The following is a 24736-nucleotide window of genomic DNA, read 5'->3' as shown; positions in this document are numbered from 1 at the left end:
CGGCGGGATTTGAGTATTTGGGGAACAATGAGAGGGGCGGTGTGATGTCTGCAGCGCTCGCGCCGGTGTCAGCCATTGATCATGGTCATTTTTATGTCGCGGATCTCGACGCGGCTGTGGATTGGTATGGTCGGGTTCTCGGGCTGACCGAGTTGCCGTTCCGACCGCGCGCAGCCGATGGGCGCTATATGGCGACGCCCAAAGGGCAGTATTGCGCGACGATCTTTCCCGGCAAGCCGCCCTCCGATGGGGACCACACAAAGGCCTTTCGGGTCACGGGCACCGTGTTTCTCGGCTTTGCTGCTGCCTTGCCCCATGCGGATGTCATGGGGCGTCGCGGAACCCTCCTGCAGGCCGAGGATGCGGATGATCATGGCCGAGCCTGGTCGTTCTATTTCCAGGATCCCGATGGCAATCATCTGGAGCTGACCACCTATGACCACGACAAGGTCCGCGCTGCTTTGGGGGCCCAATGACAGACCAGTCCACCTTTCCCGATCCGACCTATCGCGACACGGTGCTCGCCCCCCTCTTTGAAGGGGTGAAGGCCCATTACGCGGCGCATATGGGGGCGATCAATCGGGCGCATCTGGTGATGCTGGTGGAGACCGGAATTCTCAGCGCATCGGATGGCGCGGCCTTGGCGCGTGCGCTGACGGAGATCGATGCGGAGGTGGAGATCCCCAAGCTCACCTATACGGGCGAGCATGAGGATTACTTCTTCCTGGTGGAGGCTGAGCTGCGCGCGCGCCTCGGGGATCTGGGCGGAGCGCTCCACACGGCGCGATCGCGCAACGATATGGACCATACGCTGTTCAAACTGGCCCTGCGCAGCCGCGGAGCGGAGACACAGGCGCTGGTTCTGGCACTGGCGGAGGCGCTGATTGCCAAGGCGGAGGCGGAGCGGGACACATTGATCGTGGCTTATACCCACGGCCAGCCTGCGCAACCCACGACATTTGGACACTACCTGTCGGCGGCGGCAGAGGTCTTGCTGCGGGATGCGGCGCGGCTCGACGCGGCGTTGGAGGGGCTGGAGCATTGCCCCATGGGGGCGGCGGCCATCACCACCAGCGGTTTCGCCATCGACCGGCACCGGGTGGCGGAGCTTTTGGGCTTCGATGGTCCCTTGCGCAACTCCTATGGCTGCATTGCCAGTGTGGATTACGTGACCGGGCTCTATTCCGCGTTGAAGCTCGTGTTCCTCCATCTCGGACGGGTGGTGCAGGACATGGCCTTCTGGTCGTCCTTTGAGGTCGGGCAGCTTTATGTGCCAAACGCGCTGGTGCAGGTCAGCTCGATCATGCCGCAGAAGCGCAATCCGGTGCCGATCGAGCATATGCGCCACTTGGCCAGCGTGACCTGCGGGCGTTGCGATATGGTGGTGAACACGATGCACAATACCCCCTTCACGGACATGAATGACAGTGAGGGCGAGGTGCAGCAGGCGGGCTATGCGGCGTTCGAGAGTGGCAACCGGGTGTTGCGGCTGCTGGCGGCGATGGTGCCGCAATGCGGGATCCGGGCGGACCGGGTGCAGGCCAACGCGGATGCCGCCTGCGTCACGATCACGGAACTGGCCGATACGCTGGTGCGGGAAGAGGGCCTGACCTTCCGCCGCGCCCATGAGGTGGCTGCCGCGACGGCGAAATCGGTGATTGCGCAAGCCGCGCCCCTCTCCGACGGGTTTGAGGCGTTCAGCGCCGCCTTCACGGCACAGGAAGGCCGCGCGCCCGGGCTGGATGCGGCGGGCTATGGTGCGGCGGTCTCGGCCAAGAGCTTTGTCGCCCGTCGGGATCGGTTCGGAGGGCCGGCGCCGACCGTGCTCGACGCGGCCTTTGCGGCTTACCGCGCCGAGTATTGCGAATTGCGCGACGTGCTTGAGTCACGGCAGGCCCGCTGGCGCGCAGCCGATACGGCTCGCGATGGGGCCTTTGCACAGGTTTTGGAGGGGTAGATGGCTAATCTGAAGCTCACGGAGCTCACCAAGGCCTATGGCAGCACGCAGGTTCTGCATGGGATCGACCTGACCATCCATGATGGCGAATTCGTTGTGCTGGTCGGCCCGTCGGGATGCGGGAAATCCACCACCCTGCGGATGATCGCCGGGCTCGAAGAGGTCACCGGTGGCACGATCGAGATCGGCGGACGCGTGGTCAACAACCTCGAGCCGAAAGAGCGGGACATCGCCATGGTGTTCCAGAACTACGCGATCTATCCGCATATGACCGTGCGCAAGAATATCGGGTTCGGGTTGCGCGCATCGAAGATGTCCAAGGCCGACAAGGATGCGCGGATCGATGAGGTCGCGGGCATTCTCGACATGACCGACCTGCTGGGGCGCAAGCCGAGCCAGCTCAGCGGGGGGCAGCGGCAGCGTGTGGCCATCGGACGGGCCATGGTGCGGGACCCGGCGGTGTTTCTCTTTGACGAGCCGCTCTCGAACCTCGATGCGCAGCTTCGGACGCAGATGCGGCTCGAGATCAAGAAGCTGCACCAGCGGGTCGGCAACACCATCGTCTTCGTCACCCATGACCAGGTTGAAGCGATGACCATGGCGGACCGGATCGTCATCATGAAGGACGGCCACATCCAGCAGGTCGGCACCCCGGCAGAGGTCTATCACAGCCCCGCCAACACCTTTGTCGCGCAGTTTATCGGCGCGCCGGCCATGAACATGCTGCCGGGGCAGATCGCCGACGGGGCAGTGCGGCTCGCCTCGGGGCGGGACATCGCGCTGCCCCGCGCGAAATCGGGGGGAGACGTGCTTGTCGGGGTTCGGCCCGATGATCTGATTGCCGATCAGGGCGTACCCCTTGTGGAGGGGCGTGTGTCCGTGCGGGAGCCTCTGGGCTCCGAGACCCTGATCTATGTGGAGACGGAGGCTGGCGAGGTCGTGGCCAAGGCCGATGGCCGCACACCGCCCGAGGTTGGGGCGACCGTCCGTCTGGGGGCAGCGCCGGAGACCTTGCATCTCTTTGACACAGCCACGGGCACGGCCCTGCCATGAGCGGTGGGGTCCTCTGCGCCGGTCGGCTCTATTGCGATCTGGTGTTTCAGGGGCTCGGGCGGATGCCCAGCCTCGGGACCGAGGTTTTTGCCGAGGGGCTGAGCCTACATCCCGGGGGCGGTGCGGCCCTGACGGGCGCTTATCTCTCGGCTTTGGGTGTGCCGGTGACGCTCTTGGCGACCCTGCCCGCCGCGCCTTTCGAGGCGCCGGTCGCGTCGGCGCTCGGGGCCGCGCAGATCGATCTGAGCCTTTGCTCAACCGCGCCCGATGGGGCCGATCCGCAGATCACCGTGGCCATGCCCGTAGGGGAGGATCGGGCCTTTGTCACCCGGACCGATGGCCCGGCCCTGCCGCGTATCACAGGCGCGCAGATGCAGGCGCTGAAGCTTCAACATCTGCATATCGGCGAGCTGCGCACCCTGGCGGAGCAGCCCTGGCTCGTGGCTGCGGCGCGCGAGGCCGGGATGACTGTCTCGCTCGACTGTGGCTGGGATGACGCGATGGGGACGGAGGTGTTCGGGCTGATCGCGCAGGTCGATGTCTTCCTGCCCAATCAGGCGGAAACCGAGGCTCTGGAACAGTTGGGCATGGCCGAGTGTCCCGCCCCGGTGACCGTGATCAAGCGCGGCGCTGACGGGGCGGAGGCACTCACCCGGCAGGGCAGTCTGCGCCTCCCGGCGCGGAAAGCCGAGGTCGTCGACAGTACCGGCGCGGGGGACGCGTTCAATGGCGGGTTCCTGGCACGCTGGCTTGAGGGGGCCTCCCTGCGCCACTGCGTGGAGGAAGGCGTGCGCTGCGGGGCGGCCGCGGTGGCCGCACCCGGCGGGTTGAGCGGGGCGGAGGCCTTGCGCGAAACATGCCCGCAAAAGCTCAAGGTGCCGGGATGAGACCCCTCGCCTTGCGAAGGGTGCAAACATGACCGCTCTGCCAAGTTGCATGGCGCGGGAGATTGCCGAGATCCCCGAGGCCGCGGCCCGCCTGATACAACCTGACTGGCAGTCAGCGCTGATGGATCTGGCCGGGACCCTGCGCGGGGCGCGACCAACCTCCCTGTCGATCATCGCCCATGGTTCGTCGCGCCATGCGGGCGCGGTGATCGGGCATGCGCTCTGGCGCTGTCTTGGGCTGCCCGTGGCTTTGGAGCCCTTGGGACCGGGCGGTCTGCCGGAGGCTGTCGCCCATGGCCCCGTGCGTGCGGTGCTCGGGATCAGCCAATCGGGGCAAAGCCCGGATCTGAGCGCGGCGATGGCGGCGGCGCGGAGCACGGGGGCGCTGACCCTGACGCTCACCAACACACCGGGCAGCCCGCTGAGTGCCGCGGCGGCCCATGAAATCGACATGTTGGCGGGGCCCGAACAGGCGGTGGCGGCGACGAAAAGCTATGTGAACTCTGCCCTAGCCGGGCTGTGGCTGGTGGCTCATTGGGCCGAGGATCAGGGCCTGTCCGAGGCGCTGACCCGGGTGCCCGAGGCGCTGGAGCGCGGCGATCGGGTGGACCCGGGGTTGCAGAGGCTCTTTTGCGAGAGCAAGGGCCTCTTCATTCTGGGGCGGGCGGCGGCGGCCGGGGTGGCCTCCGAGATCGCGCTGAAGGCGATGGAGCTCTGCGGGCGCCATGCCACGGCCTATTCCGAGGCGGAGGTGCTGCATGGCCCCGCCGCCATTGCGGTGGATGGGTTCGGCGTGATTGGCTTTGGACCGCGGGCGCAGGCCTCGCTCGATCAGCTCGCGGCACAGGGCGCGCGCTGTGTCCGGGTGCCTGCCGGGCCATCCTTGCATCCGCTTGTTGACCCGCTGCTTCAGCTGCCGCCGGTCTACCGCGCGCTGGAGGCCGCGACCCGCCAGCTGGGCCGTAACCCGGACCGGCCGCAATTTCTGGCCAAGGTCACCAAGACCCACTGATCCCGGTGTTCAGAGCGCGCCAGCGCGCCGCGCCGTGATCGTTTCCGCGCCTGCGAGATGGGCGGTCCAGGGCAAGTTCGTCCTTTGAAACATAGTAGCTGTTTACCCGCTAAACGCTTCATGCCATGGTCTCGAGGCCGCGCCGTGCCAGGCGCTCAAACGAACGATGTGCAGACCAGATGCCTTTGACGTCTCGCAGGACTCTCCGCAGCCACCCTTGCAAACGTGCGATAAACGCCCCCGTTGCCTGTGTCCGGACCCATGTGCGCGTTTCTGGAGACGGTGCAAGCTTGGAGTTTAGCTATGCTCTATGAAGACCATAATCTGGTATTCATACACCAACGAAAATGCGCGGGCTCGACCGCCTACAAGTTCTTGGGACCGCTCTCGCGCGAGGACAAGGGCAAGTACCAGAACGGCGTGACCGACAAGTATTGGGATGAGGCGGCGCTGGCCGATCGGCTCAAGGTGGCGATCGTCCGAAACCCCTGGGATCGGTTCGTGTCCGGCTGGAAGTATTGCGAGTCCACCAAGGAGAATTCCTTGCTCGAAACCCTCAAGAACCCGCCCATGGAGGGCCATGACTACCGGCATCTGACGCGCAGCCAGGTCGCGGCCCTCAAATACCCGGACGGGCGCTGGGCGGTGGATATGCTGATCAGCTTCGAGGATCTGCAGACCGGCTTTGACATTCTCTGTGACCACCTGAAGATCGAGAAGAAGCAGCTGCCGGTGATCAATGCTCTGAAAGACCGCCCGACCTACCAGGCGGCCTTTGGCCCCGAGGAGCAGGAGGTGTTCGCCTCGCTCATGGCCGATGACATCGAGAGCCTTGGCTATTCCTTCGACAAGCCCGGCGTGCCGGGCATCACGATGTACCCCTAGGGATCGATTGCGACCCGTCGCCCGGGTCTGCCCGCCCCGGAGGATCCCGTACTGATCCATCCCGGGCCCTTATTTTCGGGACAGCCCCGGCAAGACTTATGGAGACCGCGTCTTTCATGAAACCCAATATCATCGTCATCGGCGCACAGAAGGCTGGCTCCACATGGTTTCACGCGATGCTGGGGGATCATCCGGACATCTTCATGTCCGAGAAGAAAGAGCTGAAGTATTTCGACAAGGTCAATCAGTCCGATGAGAGCTACGCGACCTATCTGAGCAACTTCGATGCGGCGGGCGCTGCGACCTATCGCGGGGAGAGCACGCCGGGCTATTTCTGGACCAATACGGAACGGGCCGCGACGCCGGAGCGGATCAAGCATCGGCTCGGGCTGGATGTGCGCTTCTTCCTTGCGCTGCGGAACCCGGTGGAGCGTGCGATCTCGGCCTATTGGCACCATTTCCGGAACGGGCGGCTCGATCTGACGAAACCCTTCATCGACAATGTGAAGGCTGGGGTCGGCCGGATCGAGGCCATTGGCCATTACAAGCAGCATTGGCTGGATTGGCGTGCGGTCTATCCGCGCGAGCATTTCTTCGTCGAGCGGTTCGAGAGCATCAAGAGCGATGGGCAAAGCGTGGCAGAGGCGGCCTATGCCTTTCTGGATCTGGCGCCGCACAGCTTTGAAGAGCAGGGCAAGCAGTTCAATCGTGGCCCGTCCTACGAAAAGGTCGATGGCGCGATCACGGTGCTGGGCGACATCCACCCGCGGATCCAGGGCCGGTATCCCGGCATCGATTTCGATGATCGCGCAGCCCTGCCCGGGATGAAGATCCCGGATGATGCCTTGGCCGAGCTCTATGAGATCTATGCCGAGGACATCGCCTTCTGCGAGACCGAGATTTTTGGCACGCCTCTCGGCTGGGCGCCGCGCGCCTAGACGCCGCGCCCGATCCTAGTTGGTCAGCCAGAGCCGCGAGAAGGTCAGGCTTTCGGTCTCTTCGGGCATCGCCCAGGCCTCGGGCCAGGCGGCGGTCGGCCCAGCGTCGCTGCCATCCTCGGTTTCTGCGGGCGGCCCGGGCGGGATATCCCAGCCGGTCACATAGAGGGTCTGGGTCAGCGAGGCCTGGCTGAGCGCGCGCAAGGCGCTGTCCACCGGTGCTCCGCCGACAAGTGTCAGGGTGGCGCCCTCCGGCAGGCTCACTTCCAGCGCGTCTGCATTGGCTGCGACGGTGATCCCGTCCAGAGGGGCGGCGATCGGCGCGGCGGTCACACCGCGTCCCGAGATCTGGTAGGTGCCGCCACCGCTCAGGGTGACACAGCTCGGGGCGCTGCTCTCCTGGATCAGGGTCACGTTGCCCGCATCTGCGGCGAGGGCCTGCACCTCCGGCGCCGTGCCCGTGGCGAGCGCGGCCTTGACCAGCGCCCGAATGTTGTTGAGCGGCAGTGACGCGGCCATCTGCTTGCTGAGGCTCGGGACCAGCTCCGGTCCGAACTTCTTGGACAGGGTCCGCGCCCCCCGGGCCGAGAGCGTTTCCTTGCGGGCGGAGCCGAAGGATTTGCTCTTCTGGTGGTGGACAAAGCAGTCGAGCAGCACGCAGAGGCGATAGCCCTCGGCCTTCAGCCGGATGCAGAGGTCGTTCTCCTCGCCATAGCCTTCGGGGTAGCCCTCCGTGTCGAACCCGCCGATGGCGTCGAGAGCGGAGCGGCGGAACACCGTGCAGAACCCGTTCAGGATCGGCACATCCACAAGGCCGCCCTTGCCGAGGCTGCGCAGCAGGGCCGCGACGGTCTCACGCTCTTCCGGGTCAAAGCCAAGCCCGTCATTCTCCGAGAATTTCCCGGTTTCGGGATCCACAAGATCCGGCACGGACTGATAGCTGGCCGCATTGGACAAGGGACCGACCCCGGCGAGATAGGCGTCGCTGTCCAGCCGCGCCACGAGGGGTCCGGCCCAGATCGCCGGCAGCAGCGTGTCGGAGTTCAGGATGCAGACATAGGTCGTGGAGGTCTGATCCACCCCCATGGAGATATTGCGCGTATAGCCGCGATTTCGGAAATGGGAGATCAGCGTGACATTGGGCTTGTCCGCATAGGCGCTGCGCAAGCTGTCCTGCACATGCCAGTCGGACCCGTCATCCATCAGGAAGATCGGGCAGCCACCCGCATCGCTCAGAAGCAGGGAGTCCACGCAGGCCAGCGTCTCTTCCAGCGCGCCATAGACAGGGATGACAATCGACAGATCGTCCAGATCGGGTGCGGCGGCAGGCGTACTCATACAAATCGTCCTGTCAGGTTCTTATGGGCGCGCTTGGTGAAAAAGCGGCTGTTCTTGGCGCAATAGCGGGCGTCCAGCGGCGTGATGTCGATCCCTTCCTTCCAGGCGGAGAAGGTGAAGGACATCTGATCCCGGCGCGAGCCCAGATAGATCCGCCGCCACCAGGTCTCGAAGAAGGCACGCACGCCGAGATCCTGATTGCGCGAGAAGAGCACATTGGTCTCGTAGAGCCCGTAATGCTTGGGCAGACCGGCCTTCTTCATCTCATCGAGCACGCGGTCGATGATCTGGGCCTGATCCAGCTTCAGCTTCTTGATCATCAGCGCCTCTTCATAGACGCAATCCCGGTCCGGATGCATGAAGGTGGCGATCTCGGACAGGGTTTCATGGGCGATCAGGATCTGCCCACTGGAGGACTTGCACTCCACATTGCTGTCGATCCAGGTGACGTATTCGGCATCTGGGAAGAGCCAATGGGGATGGGTCTTGTACCACAGGCATTGCCGCTTGATATCGGTCTCCTGCAGGGTCGGGCTGACCAGGGTCCAAGGGCTGTCCTCGGGGATCTCGGCGGCGTCGGTGATCAGGAAGTAGCTGCAATCCTCCATCTCCGGCGGGATCGGCAGGTCGTCATAGCCGCCAAGATTGACGCAATAAACCACCCGTTTGGTCGTGACCTTATGGGCTCCGGACATGAGATCGCGGTCGAGGATGGCCTCGGCGCCCACGGGTCGCAGGGCCGGTGCGGGTGTCTCGTCGTCGACCAGGACGGGGATCACCAATGTCTCGCGCTTGGCCATCAGATCCTGCAGCAGGATCAGGTTCTCAAGGTCCAGATCCGAGACCTCGTTCGGATGCGCCCGGTTCATGACGGAGCGCACGGCGAGGATGGTCGGATCGTCGGATGTGCTGAATTTGAGGCTCTGCGGCAGCAGCTCGGTGGGGTTCTGCGGCGTCAGCAGTGAGGGCCGGGACAGGTGCGTCCGGTAGACCGTGGCGCATTGGGTGAGGAAAACCCGCTCCATCGTCGCGTTGGAGGGGCGCCGGTTGCCGATGAATTTGAGCCGGTTCTCGAACGCGCCGTTCGACCAGAGATGGGCGAAGGCCGCCTTGGTCTTGCCCCGCAGATGGGTCAGATCCCGGTGGTTCGAGATGTAATGGGTCAGGTCGATCAGCGAGAGCTCTTCGTAATCCTCATCGCTGAGATCCTTGAACAGGGTATGGATCGGCTTTGCTTCGGTCACCGTGATCGGGCCAAAGCCCGGATGTAGGGACATCTTGCCCAGCGGCGCCTCCATGGCGAGCAACTCGGCCAGAGTGATCTCGTCGCCTGCGCCCACTTGCAGCTTGAGCCAGAGCGGGCAGATCAGCGGCGCGGGTCCGAACACCGTATCCCCGGGCCAGGCCATCAGCATATCCGCGAACGCGTCGATCGTGGCGGGGATCTCCTCGAGCGGATGCTCCTCTTGCGAGACGAGGAATTTCAGGAACCCCATCTCCACCATGCGCGAGGGCGCGCGGCCTTCGGCAAACCCGTTGGTCAGGAAGTGCTCGAAGCCTTCGATCCCGGCATCCTGCACATCCGTATTGGTGTCGTAGTAATGGGCCTCGTCAAAGAAGAGCGCGACGGCGCTGCGTTCTTCGTCGGTCATCAGGCTGGCCAGTTCGACACCGACATCACTCTCAAATTCGTCGTCCGGGTAAAGCAAGAAAGCCCCACAAGTTGCGGCATTCGAGTCTCGACGCCTGGGTGGCAGGAATGGACAGGTGGTGCCCGAGATCACGTGAATTTGCAAGTTGGTTTGCCCCATCCACCCTGCGGCAGAGGCGAAGTGTTAACCCACGGCCACAGGCGAACGGGCTTGCTCCGGGCGCTTTGCATGGGCGGGTGGCCCCGGATCGCGGAGCGCCTCGTGCAAGGGCCCGGAATGTGCCAATTGCGACATGAAAGATGGCGCAGATCGCGCGGACGGGTCCGGGTGAGTCGGGCATAGCTCGGCCAAACCGGATGTGCCTGACGAGAGACCCGAGATGATGATGGACACCCCCCCGCAGCCGCAAGGCGCCGAGATCGCGCCGACGCTTTTCGACCATCCGGACTGGCTCTACCTGCTGCGCGAGTTCGATGCGCTGTATCGCCAGGGCTCCGCCGGGGGCAGCAAGCTGATCCGGGGGCATCGCAAGCGGGTGCGGGACACCCTGTCCAAGACGATCGAGAGCAATCCGGCGCTGGTCACCCGCGCGCCCGAGACCAAGCCGGTGACAGCCCATCTGGCTCGTGCGCTGGATCTGGGGGAGCGGGGGGCTGTCTCCGGCATGGCCCGGGCGCTGGCGCGGGTCTCTCGGTCGCTGACCTGGGAGTATGGTTACACCAAGGTGCCCCGGGCGCTCGTTCGGAAATACGCCTATTGCGAGGTTCTGGGGCCGCGCGGCCCGGTGCAGTCGGACCGGCTGGTGCTGGGGTTCGTGCTCTTCGCGCCGCGCACCACCTATCCGCAGCACAGCCATTCGGAGATCGAAGAGAGCTATATCTCCATTGCCGGGGCATGGTCGGAAAATGACGTGGCGGTGCATGCGCCGGGGTCGCTGATCCTCAACCGTCCGGGAGAGGAGCACCGGATCACCACCGCGGATCTCGACCCGTGCCTTCTGGCCTATGCATGGGTCGGGCCGTCGACACGGCTGAGCGATCCGGGGATGAAGATGAGCTCGACCCGCAAGGCCCGGATGCGGCAGGGCATCTAGTCGCGCCTGCTCGGACCAGGCGGAGGAGCCGCGCCACCCCATGGCGGCGCGGCTCTGGGCGATCAGTTCCCGCCCGGTGCCAACATGTGGATGTCGCCCTGATCCACGGCTGCATAGAGATTGCCATCGGGGCCAAGCACCAGGGACCGGAACCGTCCGGTTTCCATGGGCAGGGTCATCTCGGTGACATCAACCACCTCGGTGCCGGCCTCGTTCAGCTCGACCACATCGATGCGCTGACCGATGGGCGTGCCACCAAAGCCGATGCCCATGATGCCGACCACCATGGCATTCTCCCAGTCGCCCCATTGGGAGCCAATGAGGAACTCCGCCGACGAAGTGCCCTGTGACCAGCCATTATTGTCCCAGATCGGCGGCATCGCATCCGGATAGGTCGCGGTGTCGGTCATCGGCATGAAGGCCGCGCGCTGGTAGCGGTCCATGCCCTCCATCTGGTTCGGCGAGTAGCCGCAGTAATTGTCCGGGCACTCCCCCCGACCACCGACATTCGGGCGCGGATCCCAGCCCGCATTGCCGCCATTGCTCAGCACGGTGATCTCGTCCGAGTGCCAGGGGCCATGCTCGGCTGTGATCGGTGCGCCAGAGGCCGGGTGGAAGGTGATGCCCTGCACATTGCGGTGGCCATAGGTATAGATCCGCGGATCGAACCCTTCGGGCGGCGTATTGCCCTCGGCGGCATTGCCGTCCCGGTCGATGCGCAGCACCTTGCCGCCGATCAGGGTCGGGCTCTGGGGCACTTCGCCGTTATGGGTGTCGCCGGTGGTCAGGTAGATGAACCCGTCCGGGCCAAAGCGCACGCGCCCGCCATTATGGGCCCCGGGTCCGCCAAAGGGATGGTCGGTCGCCTGGGGCTTGTACTGCACATCCTCGACGATATCGGTGCGGTCGGTGATCGAGGTCATGTCCTCGCTCACGGTCAGCCGCATCAACCGGTTCGTCCCGGGTGCGGTCATATCCGAGGTGGAATAGACGTAGATCTGCCGATTCTCGGCAAAATCCGGGTCCACGGCCACGCCCTGCATCCCGGCCTGTCCCTCGCAGAACAGATCCTCGGCCGTCGAGGCGTAATCGTCATCGGTGTCCTTCATCCCGAGCAGCTTGTTCACCGTCCCGTCGGTCATCCGAACCGAGAGACCGAGGCATTTCTCGGTGAAAAACATCTCGCCATCGGGCAGAAATGCCATGTCCCACGGGTTCTCCAGACCTGTGAGGACGAGCGTATGGCCGAGGCTCGTGGTGTTGGCTGCCATGGCGGGCGAGGCCAGAGCTGTCGCGGAGGCGATGGCCGCGCAAAGCGACAGTCGTGTGAAGTGATGGGTCATGAAACTCCTCCCTGAGTTCTTCCGATAATCACGACCCGGAGCGAGCACCCCTCTGTAATTCTGATGTAATCAAAGCACCCTCCCCAGGTTTCCCTAAGGTAAGACGATGGCGGACCTGATCAACAGTGATCGCCGATATCCGCCTCTGTCGCGCGTTTGCGATCAGCCAGATTTGGCGAGATAGGCCACGAGATTGGCGATGTCCTCGTCCGACAGATCCACTGCCATGGGGATCATCAACATCGAGTTCGGGCCCACCCGCTCCCCCGCGCGGTAGGTGGTCAGGCGGTCGGTCAGGTATTCCGCCTCCTTCCCGGCGATCCGCGGATAGCTGGCCATGCCCTTGCCTGTGCGCCCGTGGCAGGCGGCGCAGACATCCTTGTAAAGCCCCTCGCCGCTGGCGGCATCCCCGGCCTGCACCGGCATGGCGGCAATGCCTGCCAGCGTGGTGAGTGTGAACAAGTGTCGTATCATGTGTCTTCCTCCCGCTCCCTGAGCTAGGCCGCGGCGCGGGCAGGGCCAGCATCGGCGGTCAGTCGATGCGGAAGGGCACCGCCTGGCGGGAGTGGTGATCCACCGCGATCTCACGGGCCAGGGGCGGGACGGAACGGTGGCTGCAGTCCTCCCGCTCGCAAATCCGGCAGCCCGTGCCGATGGGCTCGAACCGGTCCACATTCGTGACATCGAGATCATCCGCGTAGACCAGCTGGGAGGCGTATTTCGCCTCGCATCCCAGCCCGATCGCGTATTTGCGCGAGCTCGTGTGGAAATCCCCGCTGCGGATGGTCTTGCTGAAGGCGAGGCAGAGGTATTGCCGCCCATCTGGGGTCCCGGCGAGCTGGCGCAGGATCTCGCCATGGCTTTCAAAGGCGCGGTGGACATTCCACAGGGGGCAGGAGCCGCCGAAGCGGGTGAAGTGCAGGCTGGTCGCGCTGTGGCGCTTTGTGATGTTCCCGGCCCGGTCGATTCGCAGAAAGTAGAAGGGCACGCCTTTGTTGCCCGGGCGTTGCAACATGCTGAGCCGGTGGCAGACCTGCTCGCGGCTGGCATCGAAACGAAAGGCGAGCCGGTCGAGATCGTGGCGCATCTCCGCTGCCGCGGCGCGGAAATCCCCGTAGGGCAGGACCACCGCTCCGGCGAAGTAATTCGCGAGGGTCATGCGGCAGACCTCCCGTGCGCTGGTAGAGTGGAAGGACGCGTCTTCGAGCAGGCCCTCGATCAGCCCGCGCTGCTCAATCAGGGCAAGCTGATAGGCCATCTGGAAGAGGTTCGTGGCCGCCGTTGAGGTCGCGCTCAGATGCAGGGTCCTGGTCGCCGGGTCATAGCGCCGAATGGCGCCCGCTTCGGCCGCTTTCTTGGTCTCCACCACGCGCACCCCATGGGTGTCGGCGAGGTATTCCACCAGCTGCGTCGCGCGCTGGTTTTCCGAGTGGTCGAGGATCTTGGCAAAGGCCTCCGCCTTGCGGTCCAGCTCGTCTATGTAATTGTCTTTGTAGTGAAAATAGTCGCGCACTTCCTCATAGGGCAGGGGGGTGACCGAAGCCTCGGTCTCGGCCAGCCGGTGATCGATCTGACCCAGCTGCGCGCGGGTCTGCTGGAACACCTGATAGAGGCCGAGAAAGGCGCGCACCATATTCGGAGTGTTCGAGGCTGCGACCTTCAACTCCTGCGGCAGGACCGTGTCATCGGCAAAGATCGGGTCCGACAGGATTTCGCCCAGATCCACGGCCACCTTGCCGGACTCGTCCAGCGCCAGTTCCGACAGGTCGAAATCGAATACATCAAAGAGGGCTAGGATAACCGAGGCCGAAAGAGAGCGATGATTGTTCTCGATCTGGTTGACGTAGCTCGTGGAAATCCCAAGTTCCTTGGCGAACTCGGCCTGTGTCAGCTTGCGGCTTTGGCGCAGATGACGGATGCGGGCACCGGCAAAGACTTTTCGCAGTTCATCGGCCATTCACATTTCCACATTTCACATAATTCATTTTGTGTATTCGTACATCGTAACACGTTCAGGGATCGACGCATAGCGGACCTGTCGCCTACCCCATTGGACAGATCGAGGACGAAGCGCCGCCAAGGTGCCGGACCAAACGGTCGAGGGGGGATCCAGAGATGACACTGCGCGACCGCATCCTGCCCGGTGAGCAAGATGAGGCCCGCGCCACCGCGTAGCGAGACGCGGACCAGACACAGCGCGGGCGGTCCCGGCTGCGCGATCCTAGACGTGAAGGGGGGATTTTATGGGGAAGTATTCAGAGATTTACGGTGCATCGCAGGCCGATCCGGAGGCCTTTTGGGCCGAGGCCGCGAAAGAGGTGTCCTGGAGCGTGCCGCCGACCAAGGTGCTCGATGACAGTGCTGCGCCGTTTTACCGGTGGTTTGCCGATGCGGAGGCGAACACCTGCTATAACGCGGTCGACCGCCATGTGGAGGCCGGGCGCGGCGATCAGCCCGCCATCATCCATGACAGCCCGGTCACCGACAGCAAGACGATCATCACCTATGCCGAGCTTCTGGAGCATGTCTCGCGCCTCGCCGGTGTGCTGGCCGCGCGCGGTGTGGGCAAGGGCGACCGGGTGGTCATCTACATGCCCATGGTGCCCGAGGCCCTTGTGGCGATGCTCGCCTGCGCCCGGATCGGTGCGATCCATTCCGTGGTCTTTGGCGGGTTCGCCGCCCATGAGCTGGCCGTTCGGATCAATGATGCCGCGCCCAAGGCGATCCTGAGCGCCTCCTGCGGGATCGAGGGCAGCCGGGTCATCGCCTATAAGCCGCTGCTCGACGAGGCGATCTCGCAATCCGAGCACAAGCCGAACTTCACGGTGATCCTCCAGCGTCCGCAGCTCGAGGCCTCCATGGAGGCCGGGCGTGATCTCGACTGGGCCGACAGCGTGGCCTGCGCCGAGCCGGTGGGCTGCACGCCCGTGGGCGGGGCGGATCCGCTCTATATCCTCTATACCTCCGGCACGACCGGGCAGCCCAAGGGCGTGGTGCGCCATGCGGGCGGCCATATGGTGGCGCTGCTCTGGACGATGAAGAACCTCTACAATGTCGAGGCGGGGGATGTGTTCTGGGCCGCCTCGGATGTGGGCTGGGTCGTGGGGCACAGTTATATCTGCTATGGACCGCTGCTGGCAGGCTGCACGACGATTGTGTTCGAGGGCAAGCCCGTGGGCACCCCGGATCCGGGCACCTTCTGGCGGGTGATCGAGGATCACGACGTCAAGGTTCTCTTCACTGCGCCGACCGCCCTGCGGGCCATCAAGCGTGAGGATCCCGAAGGCTCCTATATCGGCAAGTACGACCTGAGCGGGCTGCAGGCCCTGTTCCTCGCCGGAGAGCGCGCCGATCCCGACACGATCGCCTGGGCCCAGACCCATCTGGAGAAGCCGGTGATCGACCATTGGTGGCAGACCGAGACCGGCTGGGCCATCGCCGCCAACCCGCTGGGCATTGAAGAGCTGCCGGTCAAGCCGGGCTCTCCGGCGGTGCCCATGCCTGGCTACAGCATCGAGATCCTGGACGACGCGGGCCACCCCGTCGGTCCGGGCACCCTGGGGGCCATCACCGTAAAGCTCCCCCTGCCCCCAGGGACCCTACCCACGCTCTGGAACGCCGATGCGCGCTACGAGAGCAGCTACCTGCACGCCTTCCCAGGCTATTACGAGACCGGCGATGCGGGGATGATGGATGAGGACGGATACCTCTACATCATGGCGCGCACGGATGACGTCATCAATGTGGCGGGCCACCGTCTGTCCACCGGTGGGATGGAAGAGGTGCTGGCCGCCCATCCCGACATCGCCGAATGCGCGGTGATCGGCATCGGTGACAAGCTGAAGGGGCAGGCGCCTCTGGGGCTCGTCTGCCTCAATGCCGGGGCGGACCGGACCGAGGCGGATATCGCCAAGGAATGCGTCGCCCTCGTGCGGCAGGAGATCGGGCCGGTTGCGGCCTTCAAGACCTGCCTCGTGGTGAGCGGTCTGCCCAAGACCCGTTCGGGCAAGATCCTGCGCGGGACGATGGTCTCCATCGCCAATGGCACCCCGTGGAAGATGCCCGCCACCATTGATGACCCGGCGATTCTGGATGTCATCTCGGACCGAATTGCCGGTCTCGGGCACCCGGTCGATTGATTTCAGGAGTGAGGAAAACGCTATGACGAAAGATGTTGTTATTCTGGACGGGGCCCGCACGGCCATTGGCACCTTTGGCGGTTCGCTGGCGGGAACGGCCCCCACGGCGCTGGCCACCGCGGTCTCGAAAGAGGCCATGTCCCGCTCCGGTGTCGAGCCTGGGCAGATCGGCGCCTCGGTCTTTGGCCATGTGATCAACACCGAGCCCAAGGACATGTATATGGGCCGCGTGGCTGCTGTGGACGCGGGCGTGTCCGAGGATGCGCCGGGCCTGACGGTCAACCGGCTCTGTGGCTCGGGGGCGCAGGCCATCGTCTCGGCGGCACAGCACATCATGCTGGGTGATACCGATTTCGCGCTGGCCGGTGGAGCCGAGAGCATGTCCCGCTCCCCCCATGCGACCCAGTCGATCCGCACGGGTCAGAAGATGGGCGATGTCTCCTTCACCGACATGATGATCGGCGCGCTGAACGACCCGTTCGGGGTCGGTCATATGGGCGTTACCGCTGAAAACGTCGCCGCCGAGCATCAGATCAGCCGCGATCAGCAGGACGCCTTTGCCGTCGAGAGCCAGAAGCGGGCTGCCGCAGCGGTCGAGGCCGGGCATTTCAAGAGCCAGATCCTCCCCATCGAGGTGAAGGTCCGCCGCGAGATGGTCGCCTTTGACACCGACGAGCACATCAAGGCCACGACCACCATGGACAGCCTCGGCAAGCTGCGCCCGGCCTTCAAGAAAGACGGCAGCGTGACCGCGGGCAACGCCTCGGGGATCAATGACGGCGCGGCTGCGCTGGTCTTGGCCTCGGCGGATGCGGCAGAGGCGGCAGGGCTCAAGCCCCGCGCGCGTCTGCTCGGCTATGCTTTGGCCGGGGTGCGCCATGAGGTGATGGGGATCGGGCCGATCCCGGCCGTGTCCAACCTGCTCAAGAAGATAGACATGACCGCCGACCAGTTCGACGTGATCGAGAGCAACGAGGCCTTTGCCGCCCAGGCTTGCGCGGTGAATGCGGGGCTCGGGCTCGACACGGACAAGGTCAATCCCAATGGCGGCGCCATCGCGCTGGGCCACCCGATCGGGGCCACGGGCGCGATCATTTCCATCAAGGCGCTCTATGAGCTGGAGCGGATTGATGGACGGTTCGGCCTCGTCACCATGTGTATCGGTGGCGGTCAAGGTATCGCGCTGGCCTTTGAACGGCTAAGCTGACCATCCGGGGGGTGCCCCAAGGGGCACCTCCCTGATCACGCGTTTATTGATCGGCGCAGCAGGGGGGAGAGTGCCATGACCGATGTGACAACAGAAACCGAGGGCGTGAACCTGCCCGAGGCCACCCTGCGCATGATGTCGATTGCGCAGCGCAGCATGGCCGTGGCGGCCAAGATGCAGGCCCTGTCCGTGGCCAAGGCGAATGGCTCCGAATACTCGCTGATGGATGCCTCGACCCTGGCCAAGGCCTATACCAATGTCTGGACCCGGATGCTGACCAAGCCGCAGGAGCTCTGGGCCGCGCAGCTCCAGATGGGCACGAGCATGGCCCAGGCCTGGACCGCGATGCTCATGCCGCCCTCGGGCGATGCCGAGCCGGTCCGCGACCGCCGTTTCGCCAATGCGGAATGGAGCGAGGACCCGGTGTCCCGCGCCTATCGCGACGCATTTCTGGTGCTGGAGAAGTCGATTTCGGACCTCTTGGACACGATGACCGAAGAGGGGCGCGACGATATGCGGGTGAATTTCTATACCCGTCAGGCGGTCAGTGCCCTCTCGCCCGCAAACTACCTTGCGACCAACGCATCGGCCCGCACCAAGCTGCTGGAGACCGGGGGCAACAGCCTGCTCGACGGTCTTGAGAACATGCTCGATGATTTGGAGCGCGGGGACGGGCGGCTCGATATCGCCACCAATGACGCCCATGCCTTCGAGGTCGGGGTGGATCTGGCCACGACCGAGGGCGAGGTGATCTTCGAGAACGAGCTGATGCAGCTCATCCAGTATCACCCGCGCACCGAGAAGCAGAACAAGATCCCCATGCTGTTCGTGCCGGCCTGGATCAACAAGTTCTACATCATGGACATGCAGCCGAAGAACAGCCTGATCCGCTACGCGCTGGAACAGGGGCATTCGGTCTTCGTGATCTCCTGGGCGAACCCGACCAAGGCCCATGCGGATCTGGATTTCGGCGACTACATGAAGCTCGGCCCGCTCACGGCGCTGGACGTGATCCGCGACATCACCGGCGAGGAGAAGGCCAATGTGCTGGGCTTCTGCATCGGTGGGATCCTCGTGACGGCCATGCTCGGCTATCTCGCCGCCAAGGGGGATGATCGGATCAACGCCGCGACCACGCTGGCAACCATGGTGGATTTCAAGGATGTGGGCGAGATCGGTGTCTTCATCGATGAGGAACGGCTGGAGATCCTCCGCGCTCATATGGAGGAAAAGGGATATCTCGAATCCCATCATCTGCAGGACATGTTCTCGATGCTGCGGGAGAATGACCTGATCTGGTCCTTCTACGAGGCCAACTACCTGCAGGGGAACAAGCCCCGGGCCTTTGACCTGCTTTACTGGAACTCTGACAGCACGCGCCTGCCGAAGGCCATGCTGCTCTGGTATCTCAAGGAGGTCTATCTGGAGAACAAGCTGCGCCAGCCCGGCGGGCTTGAGATGGACGGTCAGAAGATCGATGTGAGCAAGGTCGAGACCCCGGTTTTCGTGCTGGCCACGATTGACGACCATATCGCGCCCTGGACCTCGATCTATCCGGCAACGGGTCTGTTCGGCGGCGAGGTGGAGTTTGTGCTTGGCGGCTCGGGCCACATCGCCGGGGTGATCAACCCGCCCAATGAGCGGATGAAATACGGCTACCGCACGGGCGAGGCTTATCCGGCGGAGGCGCAGGCCTTCCTGAACGCCTCGGAGCAGCACAAGGGGTCCTGGTGGCCCCATTGGACCGAGTGGCTCGCCCAGCATGACGGGGAGCTTGTCCCCGCCCGCAAGCCCAAGACCCGCGGCAAGTACAAGTCGATCGAGCCCGCCCCCGGCCGCTACGTCACGGCGCGCCCGGCGGACTGAGCGCAGGTGCGGACATGAAAAAAAGGGGCGCTGGGCGCCCCTTTTCTTTGTGCGGTTAGACCAGCTTCAGCGGCTGATGATTGTCGGCATGCCCAGCATCTTGGACAGGGAGAATCGCCCCTCGCCCTTGCTCAGAAGGCCGATGGGGAAGTTTGCCATCCGCGCATGCTTGGAGAAGATCGACCCGGTAAAGGGCTTGCGCTTGCTGATCAGTGAGATCGGGAAGTTCGCCATGCGCCCATGTCTGGGGATGAGCGAGCCAGTGAACGGCTTGCGATCGCTGGTGAGCGGGATCGGGAAATTTGCCATGCGCGGCGCACCGGGCATCAGCGCGTTGGTCCCGGTCTTGCCGTTGATCAGATGCGGGAAGGGCCAGTTCGCCATGCGCTGGTGGCGCGGGATCAGCGAGCCGGTATAGGGCTTGCGCTTGCTCAAGAGCGGCAGCGGGAAGTTCGCCATCCGGGCGTGACGCGGGAAGAGGAACTTGTCCGAGGGCTTGCGCCGAATGGTCAGCGGCAGCGGGAAGTTCGCCATGCGCGCATGGCGCGGGAAGGCAAATTCGTCGCGCGGCTTCATCCGAATGGTCAGGGGGATGGGGAAGTCGGCCATGCGGGCGTGGCGCGGGAAAGCGAACTCATCCTTGGGCTTGCGGTGGCTGATCAGGGGGATCGGCCAATTGGCCATGTAGTGGTTCGTCTGTTCCGGATCCTTCGCCCGGGTCAGGAAATGCGGATGATCGGTCAGGACGCTGCTCGACTTGCCGGGCTTGTCCGCGACATAGACCTCTTCCACGAGGTCTCCCATGTCCTTGGCGCCCATGGCGGCCGTGGTGTCCCGGGTGATTTGGGCCACACCGAGGGGCTTGTGCCCGGCCTTGACCACCATCACCGCGCCGCCCTTGCCCATGGCCTTGGTATAGGCCTTGGCGGTAGCAGCCTCGACATTGGCCGCAGCCAGGGCGTCGCTCAGGCCGTCAGCATCGGTGTAGACCCGCAGAATGCTGCGCGGAAACCTTTGTTCGAGGAACTTGCGCTCCACCGTCTTCGCTTGTTTCGCGTCTTCAAAAAACCGGGTGATGACTTTTGTCATGATGCCTCCGCCTGTTCGGAATGGGTGTCCGATACGGACCTTGCGGACCGCGTGGTGTCAGGGCCTTGCGCGAACCGCGCCTTACCCAGCAACGGGAGTAAGGTAGCGCAAGCAAGGCCAAGGAAAACGATCTCGATGAGAAAAACGGCATTATAGGGCGTGTGGACGGCGATCCCGGCCTCGGACGAGCTGCTGAGGATCACATCGCGGACGATGCCGGCCAAGGCCACGCCGAGCCCGGCTGCCGTGGCCTGAACCGCGCCCCAGGTGCCCAGGGCCAAGCCGATCTGGTCCTTCTGCGCCATGCGCATGGTGGCGGTGAGGGTCGCATGGCCAAAGAGCCCGGCCCCGAGGCCACAGGCCAGTGTGCCCGCGAGGAAGACCTGCGCGCCGCCCCCCATGGAAGACAGAATGATCGCCGCAAAGCCGGGGATCCCGATCAGCGCACCGATCAGTCCGAGCCGGATGGGGGGCCCGCCGGAGCCGAGAACCCGCGAGGCGATGCCAAACCCGATCAGGGTGCCGCCTGCGAGCAGGGCGGTGAGTTTCGTGGTCTCCGCCACGGAGAAGCCGAGCGCCTGTCCGCCATAGGGCTCCAACAGCACATCCGCCGCGCCGAACCCGAAGGTGCCAAAGGCGATCACCACCAGAAGCCGCATCTTGCCTGGCGCCTGCATCAGCTTGGCCATGGCCGTGCGGAACGGCTCGTGCTGGGCGACGGCCATCCGGCGCGCGCGGTCGCGGTCGCGGGCCTCCTGCTTCCACATGGCGTACATGTTCAGGGTGACGGTCACCACCGCCGCGCCCTGGATCACCTGGATCAGGCGCCCGGGCGTGTAATTCTCTAGAAGTGCGCCAAAGACGAGCGCGCTCACCACCATCCCGAAGAGCAGCATGACATACATCAGGCCGACCACCTTGGGCTGGTCTTCTTCCTCTACAAGGTCCGTCGCCAGCGCGAGGCCCACGGTCTGGACCATATGCATGCCCGCGCCCACGAGGAGGAACGCGAGTGCCGCCGAGGACAGGCCGATCCAGCGTGGCGCATCCACCGCTTCGCCGTAGCCCGACAGGACCAGCAGCGAGAAGGGCAGGATCGCAAAGCCCCCGAACTGATAGAGCGTGCCCTTCCAGATGTAGGGAACCCGTCGCAGGCCCAGAGCCGAGACATGGGTGTCCGACTTGTAGCCGATCAGGGTGCGGAAGGGCGCGAACAGCAACGGAAGCGCCAACATCACCGCCACGAGGGTCGCGGGCACGCTGAGCTCGACGATCATCACGCGATTCAGAGTGCCCACAAGCAGCACCACCGCCATCCCGACGGTCACCTGAAACAACGAAAGACGGAGCAGCCGCGACAAGGGCAGATCGTCGGTGGCGACATCTGCGAAAGGCAGATAACGCGGACCGATCGAGGTCAGTTTGCGCAAAGCGAAGTCGCGGTAATTCAGCATCACCCACTCATGGTCGGGGGTCAAAAGGGACCTGCGGACAGCGGCCCGCAGATCTCAGGATTGGTTGAGCTCTGACCGGCTGGTCAGTGCTCCAGCACCTGCGGGTGTGGCGCAGCGCTCGCCAGAACTGTGTCTGCCTGCAAAACCGCCGTGGTGGTGGTTCCATCCGGCATGATCACGAGGACCTGCTGTCCTCCATCCGGTGCGGGCATCACATAGGAGGCCTTGGCGGTCTCTGTGTTCTTCAGCATCGTCGCCGAGGCTTCTTCCTGATCGCCCGTTCCCAGAGGTTGGCCGGACAGGAAGTCAGACACCCAGGAGGTGTTGCTCAGAACAGCAACATGGACGGAAAAGGAGCCGAGCGCGACGGCACCGAGAAACACGGGCACGCCCACGGCAGGAGGCACGACAAGCCACATCTTTGCGTTGTTCATGTCGGTCCTCCGTTATCCGAGCCAGGGCGTAGCAGCCGCGACCAGGAAATGCGCAAGAAGCGCGATTGCACCGAAGACACGCGTGCCATCAATCAGATAGCTGTGCACCTCTTCAGCTTCGTTGAGGGTCAAGCCTGTTGGCCAGACCTTATCGGGGTCATCGGACATATGGGTCCTCCTTCAATGCGGCGTCATTTGAAGCGCAATGACGATCAGCAGTGCATTGCACCAATGATGCCACGCAACTTTACGGTCACGAGACGTCCTTCTCCGGACCGCAGGCTTAGTGTGTCATGATTTATGGACATTGCAAGTGTAAATACAGATTTACAATGCAGAGCTCCGATAGGTCGACCGAGGGTCAAGAAGCTCAAGCGTTTCAGATCTTTGCCTGGGCGTCGGCGCCGCGAAAGGGGGGCGATCTGGTCCCGGACATGCCGGAAACGTCATTGCCTTCGGACAAGATGGCGCGAGAATCGCTTTTTGCAAATCGATCTGGCTGTTTTGCACATAGTCGCTTGTTTGGGAGGCGCTTTTCCAACGGCTCAACCGGTGGGGGAGCCTGCGAGGCAGGCGGGAAACAGCGGTCGGAGGCGGTCTTAGCCCCGCCTTTGACAGCCTTTGAAAACACGTGTCCGATCGCGCCGGTGGCGCCCCTCAACAGGCCTTGCACGGCGCCCCCGGAGACGCTAAACGACCCGTCATCGTCTTGAGCGATCTGGTTCATCTGGGCCCCGTGCCTGCAGATCAGCACCGCCCAAGGCCGCAGCCCCACCAAGGCCGCGTGAAAAGAAGAAAGCCGCTGTAGCTCAGCTGGTAGAGCACGTCATTCGTAATGATGGGGTCGGGGGTTCGAGTCCCTTCAGCGGCACCAATAAATTCAAGAACTTAGCGCCATGTGGCGCGGGTTGGCGAGTTTACAGGAAGCACATAGGTATCACCGTAAAGGTCAATCGAGGTAAATTCGCCTCGCTCCCGTTCGCTTCCTCCCCCCTAACAAACAGTTAGAGATAGATAGCTACATAAGCTTGTTTTCCTCGGAGCCGCCTTCGCGCCCCTCACACACGCGGCGGAGGTGGCTGCGAGGGAAACAAGCGCGTTTTCCTTGGTGAGCAAGAGCATCCACCGAGGCCTTGATCATCCCACCGCACCTTTGGCGAAATTGCAGTCGGGACAGGCAACCTGACCATTCTCGACGGTTGTTTTTCCTCCCGCCGAATGCGGAACCTTGTGGTCTGCATGCCAATTATTCCATTTCAACTTCTCGGAACCGTCGCATTTGATCCGGAGCTGGCATCTCGCACCATCTCTCCTGTAAATTGCCAGCCGCTGCGCCTCGGAAAAGATGCGGGTCGGGTCAACTAGCTCGATGTCAGGTGCAGCGAGGAAAAAGCGGCGTTGCATGTGTTCAAGGCGTTTGGCTAGGGACTCCGCCGCATCGGTCGAGTAGCTGGTCAGGCGCTGATACTCGACCAGTTGAACGTCCCGGCTATCTTCGTCCTTTTCCATGTCAGCGCGACGTTCCGTTTCAAAGGCGATGAACCAGTCTGCTAGCTTCTTCTCGGTTCCTTGGTGGACATAATTGTCGATCAAGGATGAGGCCAAACTGTAGAGTGTGACGGCGTTGTACCGTTCCAGCTCGCGCGTGTGCTCGGGAAAAGCCTGCGTAAGGTAGTCAAGGGTCCGGCGGACCTTCTTTGCGACGTTCCCCTTGGGGTCGAAGTCCGTCTGCTCGGCATACATCTTGTTCAAATCGCTGTCGCGAAGGCTTACTGGTTCACCTGCCAATTCTAGGCAGGTCATTTGCGCGGCGATGTGATCGTAGGTGAAACGTGTGTTGCTGAATTTGCAGCTTTCAAAAAACGGGTGCTGCGCTACTTCTTTGACAAAGGCCCGCATCCGACCCGTCATGGCATTCCGTTTTTCCTGTGCTTTTAGCGTCGTGCCATTCTGGAGGCGCAGGAACATTTCGCGGACTTCGTCCTCTTCGTCGTTCTGGATCGCCTCTTCGACGATCACCACGTCAAAAGAATATAGGTGGAGGCGCTTTTTCAGTTCAGTGTTGAAGCCCGAGTATTTGAGCTTTGCAGTTGAAATGCCATCGACCGGATCACTGTCCTTTGGAAGAGCGAATCCATCGTTGCAGAACTCCCAAATTGTAGTCAGGCGCTGTTGACCGTCGACGACATGGAACTCGAATTGCTCTTCGTCAGGCTGCCGGTGCCAGTACATCTTCGGCACATCGTAGCCACGAAGTATCGAGTCGATCAGGAGCCGTTTTTGTTTCAACGTCCAGACAAGTGGCCGCTGATACTCTGGTCTAACGTCAATGCTGTCCTGTACCTCCTTGAGTACTGAAACAGGATACCGCTCTTTACTTAATTTCATC

The 24736-nt window shown here is 63.4% G+C and carries 21 protein-coding genes and 1 tRNA gene; 12 read left to right on the top strand and 10 right to left on the bottom strand.

Translation table 11 applies throughout. The features are described 5' to 3' along the window. Nucleotides 1-44: 44 nt before the first annotated feature. From ACP153_RS16380 to ACP153_RS16350, 7 genes are all read left to right on the top strand, one after another. Nucleotides 45-476, top strand: coding sequence for a VOC family protein (locus tag ACP153_RS16380; protein WP_424972096.1), 432 nt, complete (start codon nucleotides 45-47; stop codon nucleotides 474-476). Then, nucleotides 473-1957, top strand: a complete 1485-nt coding sequence (argH, locus tag ACP153_RS16375) for an argininosuccinate lyase (RefSeq protein WP_424972095.1) — start codon at nucleotides 473-475, stop codon at nucleotides 1955-1957. The genes ACP153_RS16380 and argH overlap by 4 nt, the downstream gene beginning before the upstream one ends. Continuing rightward, the gene (locus tag ACP153_RS16370) at nucleotides 1958-3010 is read left to right on the top strand and encodes an ABC transporter ATP-binding protein (RefSeq protein ID WP_424972094.1); all 1053 of its coding nucleotides are present in this window, start codon (nucleotides 1958-1960) and stop codon (nucleotides 3008-3010) included. It abuts the gene before it with no gap. Then, complete coding sequence (locus tag ACP153_RS16365) at nucleotides 3007-3897, top strand: carbohydrate kinase family protein (RefSeq protein ID WP_424972093.1); 891 nt, start codon at nucleotides 3007-3009, stop codon at nucleotides 3895-3897. Before ACP153_RS16370 ends, ACP153_RS16365 begins: the two co-directional genes overlap by 4 nt. A gap of 28 nt (nucleotides 3898-3925) precedes the next feature. Next, nucleotides 3926-4909 (top strand): SIS domain-containing protein, encoded by a 984-nt coding sequence (locus tag ACP153_RS16360; RefSeq protein ID WP_424972092.1) that lies wholly within the window; start codon nucleotides 3926-3928, stop codon nucleotides 4907-4909. 303 nt (nucleotides 4910-5212) lie between these two features. Then, nucleotides 5213-5794, top strand: a complete 582-nt coding sequence (locus tag ACP153_RS16355) for a sulfotransferase family 2 domain-containing protein (RefSeq protein WP_424972091.1) — start codon at nucleotides 5213-5215, stop codon at nucleotides 5792-5794. 116 nt (nucleotides 5795-5910) lie between these two features. Further along, nucleotides 5911-6732: a sulfotransferase family protein gene (locus tag ACP153_RS16350; protein ID WP_424972089.1), complete on the top strand. Its 822-nt coding sequence runs from the start codon at nucleotides 5911-5913 to the stop codon at nucleotides 6730-6732. Nucleotides 6733-6747: 15 nt separating this feature from the next. Here ACP153_RS16350 and ACP153_RS16345 read toward each other — a convergent pair whose 3' ends face one another. Together ACP153_RS16345 and ACP153_RS16340 are read right to left on the bottom strand one after the other, a co-directional pair. Continuing rightward, a complete protein-coding gene (locus ACP153_RS16345; protein WP_424972088.1) occupies nucleotides 6748-8070 on the bottom strand; it encodes a glycosyltransferase family 2 protein in 1323 nt (440 codons plus the stop codon). Beyond that, entirely contained in the window at nucleotides 8067-9722 is a 1656-nt protein-coding gene (locus tag ACP153_RS16340) for a glycosyltransferase domain-containing protein (RefSeq protein ID WP_424972087.1), read from the bottom strand. The genes ACP153_RS16345 and ACP153_RS16340 overlap by 4 nt, the downstream gene beginning before the upstream one ends. A gap of 382 nt (nucleotides 9723-10104) precedes the next feature. Between ACP153_RS16340 and ACP153_RS16335 the strand changes: the two genes are divergently transcribed. After that, nucleotides 10105-10815: a dimethylsulfonioproprionate lyase family protein gene (locus ACP153_RS16335; protein WP_424972263.1), complete on the top strand. Its 711-nt coding sequence runs from the start codon at nucleotides 10105-10107 to the stop codon at nucleotides 10813-10815. Between the two features lie 62 nt (nucleotides 10816-10877). Here the strand turns inward: ACP153_RS16335 and ACP153_RS16330 are convergent, their stop codons facing one another. The 3 genes from ACP153_RS16330 to ACP153_RS16320 all read right to left on the bottom strand — a co-directional run bounded on the left by ACP153_RS16330 (nucleotide 10878) and on the right by ACP153_RS16320 (nucleotide 14115). After that, a complete protein-coding gene (locus ACP153_RS16330; RefSeq protein WP_424972086.1) occupies nucleotides 10878-12158 on the bottom strand; it encodes a PQQ-dependent sugar dehydrogenase in 1281 nt (426 codons plus the stop codon). Nucleotides 12159-12320: 162 nt separating this feature from the next. Further along, nucleotides 12321-12632, bottom strand: a complete 312-nt coding sequence (locus ACP153_RS16325) for a c-type cytochrome (protein WP_424972085.1) — start codon at nucleotides 12630-12632, stop codon at nucleotides 12321-12323. A gap of 58 nt (nucleotides 12633-12690) precedes the next feature. Then, nucleotides 12691-14115, bottom strand: a complete 1425-nt coding sequence (locus tag ACP153_RS16320) for a helix-turn-helix domain-containing protein (RefSeq protein ID WP_424972084.1) — start codon at nucleotides 14113-14115, stop codon at nucleotides 12691-12693. Between the two features lie 286 nt (nucleotides 14116-14401). Between ACP153_RS16320 and ACP153_RS16315 the strand changes: the two genes are divergently transcribed. From ACP153_RS16315 to ACP153_RS16305, 3 genes are all read left to right on the top strand, one after another. After that, nucleotides 14402-16297, top strand: coding sequence for a propionyl-CoA synthetase (locus tag ACP153_RS16315; protein WP_424972082.1), 1896 nt, complete (start codon nucleotides 14402-14404; stop codon nucleotides 16295-16297). A 22-nt stretch (nucleotides 16298-16319) separates the two neighbouring features. Then, nucleotides 16320-17504, top strand: a complete 1185-nt coding sequence (locus ACP153_RS16310) for an acetyl-CoA C-acyltransferase family protein (RefSeq protein WP_424972081.1) — start codon at nucleotides 16320-16322, stop codon at nucleotides 17502-17504. A 75-nt stretch (nucleotides 17505-17579) separates the two neighbouring features. Continuing rightward, nucleotides 17580-19370 (top strand): PHA/PHB synthase family protein, encoded by a 1791-nt coding sequence (locus ACP153_RS16305; RefSeq protein ID WP_424972080.1) that lies wholly within the window; start codon nucleotides 17580-17582, stop codon nucleotides 19368-19370. Nucleotides 19371-19436: 66 nt separating this feature from the next. Here the strand turns inward: ACP153_RS16305 and ACP153_RS16300 are convergent, their stop codons facing one another. From ACP153_RS16300 to pufB, 4 genes are all read right to left on the bottom strand, one after another. Next, entirely contained in the window at nucleotides 19437-20459 is a 1023-nt protein-coding gene (locus tag ACP153_RS16300; RefSeq protein WP_424972079.1) for a PucR family transcriptional regulator, read from the bottom strand. Continuing rightward, nucleotides 20456-21913, bottom strand: coding sequence for a PucC family protein (locus tag ACP153_RS16295; RefSeq protein ID WP_424972078.1), 1458 nt, complete (start codon nucleotides 21911-21913; stop codon nucleotides 20456-20458). The genes ACP153_RS16300 and ACP153_RS16295 overlap by 4 nt, the downstream gene beginning before the upstream one ends. Before the next feature lie 83 nt (nucleotides 21914-21996). Continuing rightward, nucleotides 21997-22347 carry a light-harvesting protein gene (locus ACP153_RS16290; RefSeq protein ID WP_424972077.1) on the bottom strand — a complete coding sequence of 117 codons (351 nt, stop codon included), beginning with the start codon at nucleotides 22345-22347 and terminating at the stop codon, nucleotides 21997-21999. A gap of 12 nt (nucleotides 22348-22359) precedes the next feature. Further along, nucleotides 22360-22515 carry a light-harvesting antenna LH1, beta subunit gene (gene pufB / locus ACP153_RS16285; RefSeq protein WP_424972076.1) on the bottom strand — a complete coding sequence of 52 codons (156 nt, stop codon included), beginning with the start codon at nucleotides 22513-22515 and terminating at the stop codon, nucleotides 22360-22362. A 630-nt stretch (nucleotides 22516-23145) separates the two neighbouring features. Here pufB and ACP153_RS16280 point away from each other — a divergent pair. Then, nucleotides 23146-23221, top strand: a tRNA-Thr gene (locus ACP153_RS16280). A gap of 263 nt (nucleotides 23222-23484) precedes the next feature. Here the strand turns inward: ACP153_RS16280 and ACP153_RS16275 are convergent. Continuing rightward, a complete protein-coding gene (locus tag ACP153_RS16275; protein ID WP_424972075.1) occupies nucleotides 23485-24735 on the bottom strand; it encodes an HNH endonuclease family protein in 1251 nt (416 codons plus the stop codon). Between the last annotated feature and the right edge of the window lies 1 nt (nucleotide 24736).

The organism is Dinoroseobacter sp. S76 (assembly GCF_049801095.1).
GTDB lineage: Bacteria > Pseudomonadota > Alphaproteobacteria > Rhodobacterales > Rhodobacteraceae > Dinoroseobacter.
Note: the sequence above shows the minus strand (reverse complement) of the source record. Positions and strands in the feature narration are given on the sequence as shown.